Origin of the sequence: Solibaculum intestinale, assembly GCF_040096205.1 — a bacterium.
Lineage (GTDB): Bacteria > Bacillota > Clostridia > Oscillospirales > Acutalibacteraceae > Solibaculum_A > Solibaculum_A intestinale.
The window spans coordinates 127,127-138,304 of the sequence record NZ_JBBMFD010000005.1; the positions used below are offsets into that span (position 1 = coordinate 127,127).

Annotated in this window: 9 protein-coding genes; 6 read left to right on the forward strand and 3 right to left on the reverse strand. The window is 50.4% G+C overall.

Going from position 1 to position 11,178, the window contains the following annotated elements:
- Positions 1 to 21: 21 nt before the first annotated feature.
- Together recD2 and WMO26_RS04990 are read right to left on the reverse strand one after the other, a co-directional pair.
- The gene (gene recD2 / locus WMO26_RS04985) at positions 22 to 2,277 is read right to left on the reverse strand and encodes an SF1B family DNA helicase RecD2 (protein ID WP_349218581.1); all 2,256 of its coding nucleotides are present in this window, start codon (positions 2,275 to 2,277) and stop codon (positions 22 to 24) included.
- An 82-nt stretch (positions 2,278 to 2,359) separates the two neighbouring features.
- Entirely contained in the window at positions 2,360 to 3,412 is a 1,053-nt protein-coding gene (locus WMO26_RS04990) for a YqaJ viral recombinase family nuclease (protein ID WP_349218582.1), read from the reverse strand.
- A 624-nt stretch (positions 3,413 to 4,036) separates the two neighbouring features.
- Between WMO26_RS04990 and WMO26_RS04995 the strand changes: the two genes are divergently transcribed.
- The 6 genes from WMO26_RS04995 (at position 4,037) to WMO26_RS05020 (ending at position 10,981) form a co-directional block, all read left to right on the forward strand.
- The gene (locus tag WMO26_RS04995) at positions 4,037 to 5,386 is read left to right on the forward strand and encodes an ATP-binding protein (RefSeq protein WP_349218584.1); all 1,350 of its coding nucleotides are present in this window, start codon (positions 4,037 to 4,039) and stop codon (positions 5,384 to 5,386) included.
- A 368-nt stretch (positions 5,387 to 5,754) separates the two neighbouring features.
- A complete protein-coding gene (locus WMO26_RS05000) occupies positions 5,755 to 5,949 on the forward strand; it encodes an excisionase (RefSeq protein ID WP_177515388.1) in 195 nt (64 codons plus the stop codon).
- Positions 5,950 to 6,058: 109 nt separating this feature from the next.
- The gene (locus WMO26_RS05005) at positions 6,059 to 7,312 is read left to right on the forward strand and encodes a site-specific integrase (RefSeq protein ID WP_349218585.1); all 1,254 of its coding nucleotides are present in this window, start codon (positions 6,059 to 6,061) and stop codon (positions 7,310 to 7,312) included.
- Positions 7,313 to 7,568: 256 nt separating this feature from the next.
- Positions 7,569 to 8,360, forward strand: coding sequence for a hypothetical protein (locus WMO26_RS05010; RefSeq protein WP_349218587.1), 792 nt, complete (start codon positions 7,569 to 7,571; stop codon positions 8,358 to 8,360).
- Positions 8,361 to 8,394: 34 nt separating this feature from the next.
- The gene (gene gnpA / locus WMO26_RS05015) at positions 8,395 to 10,587 is read left to right on the forward strand and encodes a 1,3-beta-galactosyl-N-acetylhexosamine phosphorylase (protein ID WP_349218588.1); all 2,193 of its coding nucleotides are present in this window, start codon (positions 8,395 to 8,397) and stop codon (positions 10,585 to 10,587) included.
- Positions 10,588 to 10,768: 181 nt separating this feature from the next.
- The gene (locus tag WMO26_RS05020) at positions 10,769 to 10,981 is read left to right on the forward strand and encodes a helix-turn-helix domain-containing protein (protein ID WP_349218590.1); all 213 of its coding nucleotides are present in this window, start codon (positions 10,769 to 10,771) and stop codon (positions 10,979 to 10,981) included.
- On the opposite strand, the gene WMO26_RS05025 is transcribed toward WMO26_RS05020, so the two are convergent.
- Positions 10,953 to 11,178 (reverse strand): hypothetical protein (locus WMO26_RS05025; protein ID WP_349218592.1); only part of this gene is annotated, 226 nt, incomplete at its 5' end. The two genes, WMO26_RS05020 and WMO26_RS05025, sit on opposite strands and share 29 nt — an antisense overlap.

The window sequence follows — 11,178 nt, forward strand, 5'->3', positions numbered from 1 at the left end:
TTTCTGCACGGTATCCTCAAATCAACTGGCTTTTTTTAATTCCTGCTGCTTGGCAAAGGATTTTGCATATTTGCAGATCCGCTCTCCAAGCATCGTGTTACGCTTGTCGGCGGTTTTATGAATGGCTTGGAAAAGCACCCATTTCTGGCCGACCAGCACGACTTTTTCCCGCGCACGGGTAACGGCTGTGTAAATAAGGTTTCGTTTCAGCATCCGCATATGGTTGCGGATAACCGGCAGGATTACGATGTCGTACTCGCTGCCCATGGCCCGATGGATGGTGGTGGCGTAAGCCAGTTCCATATGTTCCATTTCTTCCATGCCGTATTCGACAATGCGGGATTCTGAAAAGGCAATCGTTACCTTCAGTTCGTTGTTTTCGTTACGGCCAATTTTACGGATAAATCCGATGTCGCCGTTTGACGCCTTTCCGTTGTTCTTGTTCTGCATCACCTTGTCGTTCAGCCGGAAGTAGTTCCCGCCGACCTTCAAATCGGGAAGGTTATCCTGTATGGGATTGACGATTTCCCGGATCGTCCGGTTCAGCTGGTCGGAAGAGGCCAGCCCCTCCGAACGGAAGGGGGAAAGGATTTGCACGTGCTCAATGCCGTGGCGGTTTACCAGTTCGCAGAAGATACGGCAGATGTCGTCGGCCGCCTCTTCCTGGGTTTTGGCTTTTACAAACACAAATTCGCCGTTTTCAATGTCGTACTGGAAATCCAGGCCGGTGTTGTCCTCGTTGATGCGTTTGGCGTTTCTCGCAATCATGCTTCCTTCCTTTTGCCGGAAGATTTCATCGAGTACGGTGACTGGGATAATCCCGCAGTCAATCATCTCCCGAAACACATCGCCGGCGCCGACACTTTGCAGCTGATCGACGTCGCCTACCAGAACAACTTTTGTCCCTGGCTCAACACGGCCAAAAAACTGGCGGGCAAGCCACATATCTACCATTGAGGTCTCGTCAATGATGATAAGGCCTGCGTCCAGTGGTTCTTTGCGCGTTCCCTTGCCGTATTCCATATCTTCTCCGACAAGCCCTAAAAGGCTGTGAAGTGTTTTGGCTTCGACACCCGTGCTTTCCACCATACGGCGGCTGGCGCGTCCGGTGGGCGCTGCCAGCATGATTTTGCTTTCCGGGAAGAGACGCTTGAACACTTCGATGATTGCCCGCAGGATGGTGGTTTTACCGGTTCCGGGAGGGCCGGTCACGATGGACAGGTTATGCCGGAACGCCATATACACGGCTTCGCTCTGTCGTTGAGACAGCGGTATCTCCATGCTGCTGCGGATATGTTCCAGTGCCGAAACTACATCGAAATGCTGCGGAGGTTCGGAAATGAGCCGTGCAATCTGTCTTGCCGTTTCATCCTCCCGGGTGAAGCAGGGAAGCGGATAGATATTTCCGCTGTTGCTGACGACTTCTCCCTGAAGAATCATGTTTTCCAGGACATTTTCAATTTCTCCGGGGGTTACGCGCATCTGAGGGAGCGGCAGTTTTTCGTTGAGTAGTTGCAATGCCGTTTTCCTCAGCGCATCCGTTTCAAGATACAGATGGCCGTTCTCACTCCGCTGGGCGTCCAGTGCGGCATAAATTGCTCCGTGGATCCGCATGGGGGAATTCATCGGCGTATCGCCTTTCCGGACGATAGCATCGACGCGCTTAAATCCAAAGCCGGATACCTGGCACAGCTTGTAGGGGTTGCTGCGCAAAATATCTACGCTCTTGGCGCCGAAATGCTCGTAAATCTTTGTGGCGGCAGCCGGCGTTACCTGGAATGGCGATAAGAGAAGCATTAAATCCCGCAGGCAGCGGCTCTCCGCATAGGAGGTTTTAATGTCCTCCAGCTTGGCGGGCGTGATCCCGCGGATTTCCAGCAATCGCTCCGGCTCATTTTCCAGCACCTTCAAAGCATCCGCTCCAAAGCGGCCGACAATCAGTTCGGCAGTCTTTTCACCCACGCCTTTGATGAGGCGAGAGGAAAGATACCCCTGTACGCCGTCTTTGGTCTGCGGCACGATTTCCTCACACTGGTCTACCTGAAGCTGATAGCCGTGTTTGCTGTTCTGCCACTCCCCGTCAAGGCGCATACTGACCTTGTCGGTGCGGGGCAGCTCATATCCAACCGCTACAAAACGGATCAGATGGTCCCGGTGCTTATATGCGCTTCTGGCCTGCTGAGGGATGCTCTGGTCGGAGGTTTTTACACTGATGATGCAGTATTTGCTGGCAGGATTGTAGAAGATCGTCCTGTCGTACACTCCGAGATAGCTCATACGCTCCACCCCCTGATTTTCTGAAAATGATGTTTGTCGTCCTTCATTGACAGTAACTCCTTTCTTAAAAATGGGTAAAAAATTAAGCCGCAAGGTTTTTCTGCGACTTTTTCACATAGAACCGGCGGCTTTCCGAAACGGTTACATAGTCCTTGTAGATATCGGGGTGCTGCGCCTGCAGCCGGATCAGATTATCCTTGCTGACGCCCGGTTTTCTGACCGGGTTATAGGTTACGGTATAGGCTTCGCCTCCGGCAGAACAGACCGCCGTACAGCTTTTCCCCATTTCCGCAACAATCCGTCCCTGCAGCCGTTTCATTTCGCTTTCAATTTTTTTGGATTGTGCGTCCGCCAGCTTTTTCTGTGCCTGCAATTCGGTAAAGCGAATCACACAGCTTGCCAGCGGCAGGCTTAATTCTACAGCCGGGGCGTCCGGATCAGCCGTGCCGATGTGGCGCCTCACGCTTTGAATTACCAGGTCGCCGTCTTCCGTATAGGGAGGCGGTACTTGTTTGAGGACGTGTTCGTTCCAGAAGATACCCTCCAGGGCAATCAGTTCCTCCTCATAGGCTCTGTCACGCTCAATATGGCGGATAATGACGTCATCCTCATTGTTGCCGTATAAGCAGCAGTAAAAGACGTGGTTGAGATTCATCACTGCCATATAATGCCGCCCTTGAGCCTCATAATTGACCGGGATTGTTTCCTCTCCGTCAATCCACCAGTGATCCTTTGCGTTGTAGTTGGTCGTTTTGATTTCAAGGATGGCTGTTTCCCCGCTTGGAAGCGTGACAAAATAATCGACGTTGGCAAGCATGTAGGGGTAAAGAGGATGGCAGTACATCCGCTTATCCTGATAAATCGGATATCCCGTTTTCTTGTGGAATATTTCCGCCACCAGGTCCTCCAGCAGATGCCCGATTTGAAGAGCCACCCAGTTGCCGGCATCGTCCTTGTACGACACGATATTCAATTTATCGTAGTACAAATCCCTTGCAGTGGCAAAAGGGGATATGCCTAAAATAATGGAAGCATCGCTGCCGCCTACGCCTTTTCGCCGCCACTCCAACCACTCTTTTTCCGCCAGGCCCTTTGTATCTACAAGAACCTGTGGGCGATAGGTTGCAAAAGCCATATTTACGCACCCCTGCTTCTGCTCCTGCGAATGAAGGCAGGATAGTGATATACCGTGCGTATGGGATACTTGGCCCGCTTTCGAGCCTCTCTTCTCAAAATCTGCTGTTTCAAAACAGCGGGGCGGTTTGTTTTCCGCCGGGAATGTGCATAGGTTCGTCTTTTCATTCGTGTTTCCACCTTTCTAAAAATAATATTTCCAAACGCCAGCGGCGTTTTGGGCAATAAAAAAGCGGGAACAACGTCCGGCCGTTAAACGGTACTATCGCCCGAAAAAGTACGGGCCGGCGTCATTCTCGCTGTATGTGGGGATGGAAAAGCCCCCAAAAAACAAAAAAGGCCAGTAATATTCCTGCCGCAGGGCAGGACAATACTACTGACCGGATACAAACTTAACAAAGTGTGCAATGCAGTGAAAACTGCGGTTCCCGGAAATGGGAAAGGCACAAAAATCAATTACAAAGAAACTATAGCACAATATATGCGAATTGTCAATAAACAAATACTATATATTGTGTGCGCGCTATTTTTATTTTGAAAAGTCATAAAATAAACAGAAAATAAATATTGAAAAGTTTGAATTTGTATGATAGAATATATTTGAAAAGTTGAAAGGAGGGCTTTTATGCTGTTTCGCAAAATAGAATCGCTGATAGAAGCACATTTACAGTCTGAGTCGAAAAAAATCCTTTTGATTGACGGGGCTCGCCAGGTGGGAAAGACTTACATCATCCGCTATGCGGGCGGGAAGCTGTTTGAAAATTTTATTGAAATCAATATGGTGGAGGACTCCCTGGGGGATCGGCTCTTTGCCAACACGAAAACGGTAGAAGACTTTTATTTACAGGTGAGTATGATTGCGGGCAGCAAGATGAAAAGCAAGGAAAACACCCTTATTTTCCTTGATGAAATCCAGGCCTATCCGCACCTGCTCACGCTGCTGAAATTTTTGTCGCAGGACAACCGCTTTACCTATATTGCCAGCGGTTCCCTTCTCGGCGTCACACTGTCGCAGACTACCTCAATCCCAATGGGCAGCATCCGCAAGGTACGGATGTTCCCTCTCGATTTTGAGGAGTTCCTGTACGCGAACGGAATGAATGAGATTGCCGTTTCCTCTATGCGCAGTAAATTCGAGCGGCTGGAGCCGCTGGAGGAACCCCTACACAATAAGATGATGGATTTGTTCCGTAAGTATTTACTGGTGGGCGGTTTGCCGGACGCCGTCAATTCCTATTTGAGTGAGAAAAATATCCAGTCGGTTCGAGAAATCCAGCGCGAGATCCACGACTATTACGCCGCTGACGCTTCCAAGTATGATGAGGAAAGAAAGCTGAAAATCCGCAGGATTTACGATCTCATTCCTTCCAATATGGAAAACAGAAAAAAGCGCGTTGTGGCACAGAGCATTGAAGAAAAAAAGGGAAAGACCTTCCAGGATTACAGCGACGAGTTTGAATACCTCATCAGCGCCGGCATCGCGCTTAATGTGCAGGCAATTTCCAATCCTGTGTTCCCGCTGATTGAGTCAACCGGCAAAAACCTGCTCAAGCTGTATCTCAATGACGTGGGGATTTTGACCGGCATCCTTTACGGCAATAATATCCGCGCCATCCTGGACGATGAAAAAAGCATCAATCTTGGCTCGGTCTATGAAACGGTGGTTGCCAGCGAATTGATCGCCCATGGTTACAGACTGTTTTACTATGACAACCGCAGCAAGGGCGAAGTGGACTATCTGATCGACGATTACGACAGCTTATCCGCCGTACCGATTGAAGTGAAGTCCGGTAAGGACTATACGGTACACAGCGCACTCAATACCTTTGTGCGGAACGAGGATTACCACATCAAAAAAGCGTTTGTAGTGTCAAATGAACGTGCGGTTTCCAGAAAGGGAAAGATTACGTATATCCCTATCTATTATATTATGTTTTTCCATGAGGAATCAGGTGAGAAAAAACTGCGTTTTTAAAATGGGATTTTTTCTCAAAACAGACGCGCAGCGCCTTGTCTTGTGAGTGCCGGAATAGCCGGCGCTAAAGGCAAGGCGCTTTTTTTATTTTGAGGTGCAGAATTGTAAGAAGGGTTTCCGTATTTATGGGTGAGAAAGCAAAATACAGTTTGCTTTCTCCCAGCACCTTGAAAATTGAATAGCCGCCGCCGGAAGTTATACAGGTTTTGCGGATAGTGTGCGATGATATCCTTGTGGAGCGCGCCCGTAAATGAAATACCGCATAGCGGGGCCTGAAAATACACGGTCGAAAAGGAGCGCAGGAAATGGTCCGGCGGTTAGGTGTTATTTTTTGAGAAATCTAACATTTTAGATAAAGGAGGAATTTTATGAAACAGATCCCGATTTGGGAAAAAAGCAATCTGACATTAGAGGAAGCGGCGGCATACTCGGGGATCGGAATCAATAAGCTGAGACAACTTACGGATGACGATAACTGTGAATTTGTACTTTGGATTGGAACGAAACGACTCATTAAGAGACGTAAATTCGATGAATATATTGAAAAGCTTTATTCTCTATAGGTTTTTCAAGTCTTGTATTTTCAGGAAAGGGTGACTTGCTATGATGGCGTATTTATAGTATAATAAGCTGATAAGAGTAACCCTTGTCTTTTAGAAAGGGTTGAGAACAATGGCAAATACTACGAAGAAAGGAAAAACAAGCAGGCGCTTAGACAAAAACAGGCTGACACTTCGCAAAGGTGAAACGCAGCGTGAAGACGGTACTTATGATTTCCGTTGGACTTCAGCGGATGGCAAACGTCATTCTATTTATGCAGCGACCCTTCAGGAATTGAGGGAAAAGGAAGAAGAAATCATCAGAGATAAGCAGGATGGCATCAAAACGGAAATACGCAGAACGACGGTGAACGATGTTTTTGAGCTATGGTGTGATTTGAAGCGGGGATTAAAACACAATACATTTACAAATTATAAGTATATGTATAATATGTTTGTTCGTCCAAGCTTTGGTAAGCTCCGGATTGCGTCAGTAAAAAAATCTGATGTTAAGCGGTTTTATAACACGCTTGCAGATGAAAAAATACTGACAATCGCCACGATTGATAACATCCATACGGTGCTGCATCAGGTTTTTGATTTGGCGGTTGATGACAACTATATTCGTATCAATCCGACAGACCATATGTTGAAGGAACTAAAGCAGTCCCATAATTTTGAGACTGAGAAGCGAAAAGCACTGACCGTAGCTGAACAGAAATTGTTTATTGATTTTCTGCAAAATCATCCGCAGTATCATCATTGGTATCCTGTCTTTGCGGTAATGCTGGGGACGGGAATGCGCGTTGGCGAGATTGTAGGCCTCCGCTGGTGTGACATTGACTTGGAGCAAGGCATTATCGGTGTAAATCACACTTTGGTCTACTATAATCACGGAGATGGGAAAGGATGCTCTTTCAGCATCAATACGCCAAAGACCAAAGCTGGCGAGCGAACCATACCCATGCTGGATTTTGTCAAGGAAGCATTCCTGATGGAAAAGAAGTACCAGGAAGAAACGGGACTGCATTGTAAGGCCACGGTGGACTGCTATACCGATTTTATTTTTATCAATCGTTTCGGTGATGTCCAGCATCAAGGTACTTTGAACAAGGCGATCCGCCGTATTATTCGGGATTGCAATGATGAGGTGCTTTTGCGCGGTGAGGCTGATCCTGTTCTGTTGCCGAAGTTTAGCTGTCACTCTCTTAGGCATACTTTTACGACCCGGCTTTGTGAGTCGGGAGTAAACGTGAAGGTGATTCAAGATGTCCTGGGGCATGCTGATATTTCAACTACAATGGATATTTATGTGGATGTCACAAAAGACATGAAGCAAAAAGAATTCAATGTGTTGGGCGAATACTTCGGGAAAATAACTGTCTAATCAGTCTACGCCAATTTACGCCAAATCTTACGCCAATTCTCCTGTTTTCTGCGTAGAGATATGTAGAGCAGCAAAAATGAAAAGGCAGAGAAATGGTGTAAACAAAGGATTTACGAATGATTATGAATGGTTATATAACAAGGGATTATCTAATCCCGACCATGAAGCCTAGGGAATGATCCGGGCCTGAGAACCTGGCGGCCGCCGTGCGGTATGGTGCGGCCGGGGAGGGAACCCACATCAAAGGAGGACAAACATGCCCAGACCAATTCAAGATCCGCAAACTCCCGACGACGGGCAGGAATTCCAGCCGGAGAATCTGTCCAGAGGGAAGCAGGTAGCCCGGTGGTTTCACGATTATTGGTATTTTTACGGCCCGAAGATCATCGGCGTGGTGGTGGTGCTGGCCATTGTCATCAGCCTGGTGGTTTATTTCGTGACCCAGGAAAAGCCCGATTATTATGTGAGCTTTGTCACGGCCAAAGGATTGACCGGGGATCAGCTTACCACGCTGCAAAGCGCCATGACCGCCTATGCGGATGATATCAACGGGGACGGGAAGGTAGTCGTCCAGATTGACGACTATGCCCTGGAATCGGAGAATCCCAGCCTGCAGCAGGCGTCGGTGGCCCGCTTTTCCGCCACCCACATGATGGTGGAAAGCTTCCTGTTTGCTTATGAGGATTCCCAGCTTACAAAGGTCCTCGAGAGCGATCCGCCCGAGCCGGTTTCCACCGTGTTCGACGAGATCGACGGCATCACACCCTATAACCCTCAAGAGGGCAGTTACCGCTGGCAGATCAAGGGAAGCGAATTCGGCAATCTGCTGGGAGACATCGGGCTGCCGGACGATTTGTGCTTCATGATCCGAAAGCTCCCGGAGGACACCAAGGAGCACGGGCAGGAAATGTATCGTACCTCGATGGAGTTATTTGAGCGGGTTCGAAGCAACACCCCCACCGAGGCAGGCATCAACCAGCTGGCGCAGAATCCGGAGGTCCGGGAACGTTTGGAATCCATGTTTGGCCTCAACGGAGCCGAATCTTAATCTGATCGAGTATCATTTGGAGGAATGATGAGATATGGGTATGGAACATACGTTAAAGCAGGGCGGCTTTACGCTGCCGGGAGAAGCGGGCTATGAAGAGCTGACGCTCCAAATGGCCAGAAAATGGGGTGCGGACGTCATCCGCGACAGCGACGGCACCCAGCTTTCCGACGAGATCATCCACGCAGGCTACGACATCTATTCCACCATCTGCCTGATCCGGTCGGACAATGCGTGGGCAAAGCAAAACATGGACAAGCTCCAGCAGAACTTCCTTATGAGCGAGCCGGTTTATGCGAAGGGCGATACCGTGACCATTGAGCCGCTCAAGGGTTATTTTACCCAGCAGTTCGCGGTCAACTGGAAGGACGAGCCCAAGGAATTCTGGCAGGTGTTCGACCGCACCGCCGGCACAGAGGTCCCCGCCGGGAACTGGGACTATGACGAGCAGGCCGGGACCGTCACGGTCCGCGGCTGCATCCCCTATCACAAGTACACGGTCAATTTCCTCGCCATCCGTCTGTGGGAGGAAATCTCCATGTACAACCACATCACCAACGACTGGGGCGACAAGGAGCATCTCATGGCGGTGGAACCCCGTCATCCCGAGACCCAGGCGCAGATTCTCAAATGGCTCGAGCAGTGGTGTAAGGACCATCCTATGACCAACGTGGTCCGCTTCACCTCTATGTTCTATAACTTCACCTGGATTTGGACCGACCACGAAAAGCGCCGGGACGATTTTACCGACTGGGGTTCGTATGACTTTACCGTCAACCCCATTGCCCTGCGGGAATTCGAGAAGGCCAAGGGCTATAAGATGACCTCGGAGGACTTTATCAACCGCGACCTTCATAACGCCACTCACAATGCGCCCAGTAGAAAGTACCGGGACTGGATGGATTTTGTCAACCAGTTTGTGGTGGAGTTCGGCAAAAAATGCGTGGACATCGTCCACCGCTACGGCAAGAAAGCCTACGTGTTCTATGATGACAGCTGGGTGGGCGTGGAGCCCTACGGCGAGCGGTTCAAGGAATTCGGGTTTGACGGCCTCATCAAGTGCGTCTTCAACGGTTTTGAAGCCCGTCTGTGCGCCGGGGTCAAGGATGTACAGGTGCATGAACTGCGCCTGCATCCCTACCTGTTCCCCACCGGCCTTGGCGGCGCCCCCACCTTCATGGAGGGCGGCAACCCCACCCTGGACGCCAAACGGTACTGGGGCAACGTGCGCCGGGCCATCCTGCGCGCCCCCATCGACCGCATCGGTCTGGGCGGCTACCTGTCCTTAACCCAGAAGTTTCCGGATTTTCAGGATTACATCGCCCAGGTGGCGGATGAGTTTCGGCTCTTAAAGTCCTTCCACCAGGGGGGCAAGCCCTATTGCCTGCCGGTGAAGGCGGCGGTGCTCACCTCCTGGGGCAAGCTTCGTTCCTGGAGCTGCTCGGGCCATTACCACGAGCACCCGGAGCTGGATTTGATCAATCTCATCGAGGCCCTGTCCGGCCTGCCCATTGACGTGGAATTTGTAAGCCTCGACGAAGTGCGGGAAAAAGGCGTGCCCGCGGGCGTGGACGTGCTCCTCAACGCCGGCCGGCTCAACACCGCCTGGAGCGGCGGCGAGGCCTGGAAGGACGCGAAGCTTTTGGAGGAAATCAACCGCTTTGTGGCAAACGGCGGCGGCTTTATCGGCGTCAACGAACCGGCCGCCCAGGACTTCAGCACCCAGTTTATCCAGGTGGCGGACGTACTCGGCGTGGACATTGACCTGGGCACCCGCATCTGCCACGGCCGGTACCAGTATGAGGTGGAAAAGAGCCATTATATCACTGCGGACACCGTGGCGGCTGACTCCATTCTCGGCAAGGACGGGGTATATCTCTTAAACGACCAGGTGCAGGTGCTCTTAGAGAAAGAGGGAGCGCCCGCCCTTACGGCCAACCAGTTCGGCCGGGGCCGGGGCGTTTACATGGCCGGCTTCCGGTACAGCCTCGAGAGCGCCCGGCTACTCATGCGGGCCATCTGCTGGGCGGCGGGCAAGGAGGACGCGGCGGACACCTTCGTGTGCGACAATCTCTATACCGAGTGCGCCTATTACCCCGATACCAAGAACCTGGTCATCATCAACAACGCCGAGGAACCCCAGGACTGCGCGGTGAAAACGCCTTCTGGGGACGTGGTGAAGGCCCAGCTTCCGGCGTTTGAAATCAAGATTGTGTCTTTGGCATAAGAAACCGTGCAAAAGCGGGGCAGGAGAACATCTCCTGCCCCGCTTTGTTGTTTTTTCATACGATTGTTTCCATCCAGTGACAGGGTCAGCCGGATGATCTGCTATACTGGATACAAAGCTATTCAATAGCCTTAAATTCGAGATCGTCAGCACGCAGGCGAAGCAGCGGAGGAAATCAGATATGGTGACGTTGAATGTAGACGCATTGCTCAAGAAAGAGGGAAAGAGCCGGTATTGGCTCTTTCAGCAGCTCAATATGAGCTATCAGAGCTTTTCCCGCATGATTAACAACCAGACCCGCTCCATCAGCCGAGAAAACATCGAGGCCCTCTGCCTCATTTTTCATTGTACGCCCGATGATCTCTTCACCATCTCGGATTCACCCATTCCATAAGCATACGGATTGCCTCTTTCTTTTGCATTGCCAAAAGAAAGAGACGAAAAGATGGGTGAAATATATTCACATAGTCACAGACAATTGGTTGTGAATTATATTCACTTACCCAGTTTTGCAGCAGTCGGCCCCCTTCGCCCGATTCCCACCAGATTTCGTGTTCATTTCTTTCGGCGACGCGAAAGAAATGAACACGA

Coding starts and splice junctions, on each gene's coding strand:
- gnpA (WP_349218588.1), top strand. CDS start 8,395: ATGGGTATGGAACATACGTTAAAGCAGGGCGGCTTTACGCTGCCGGGA.
- WMO26_RS04995 (WP_349218584.1), top strand. CDS start 4,037: ATGCTGTTTCGCAAAATAGAATCGCTGATAGAAGCACATTTACAGTCT.
- WMO26_RS05010 (WP_349218587.1), top strand. CDS start 7,569: ATGCCCAGACCAATTCAAGATCCGCAAACTCCCGACGACGGGCAGGAA.
- WMO26_RS04990 (WP_349218582.1), bottom strand. CDS start 3,412: ATGGCTTTTGCAACCTATCGCCCACAGGTTCTTGTAGATACAAAGGGC.
- WMO26_RS05020 (WP_349218590.1), top strand. CDS start 10,769: ATGGTGACGTTGAATGTAGACGCATTGCTCAAGAAAGAGGGAAAGAGC.
- WMO26_RS05005 (WP_349218585.1), top strand. CDS start 6,059: ATGGCAAATACTACGAAGAAAGGAAAAACAAGCAGGCGCTTAGACAAA.
- WMO26_RS05000 (WP_177515388.1), top strand. CDS start 5,755: ATGAAACAGATCCCGATTTGGGAAAAAAGCAATCTGACATTAGAGGAA.
- recD2 (WP_349218581.1), bottom strand. CDS start 2,277: ATGAGCTATCTCGGAGTGTACGACAGGACGATCTTCTACAATCCTGCC.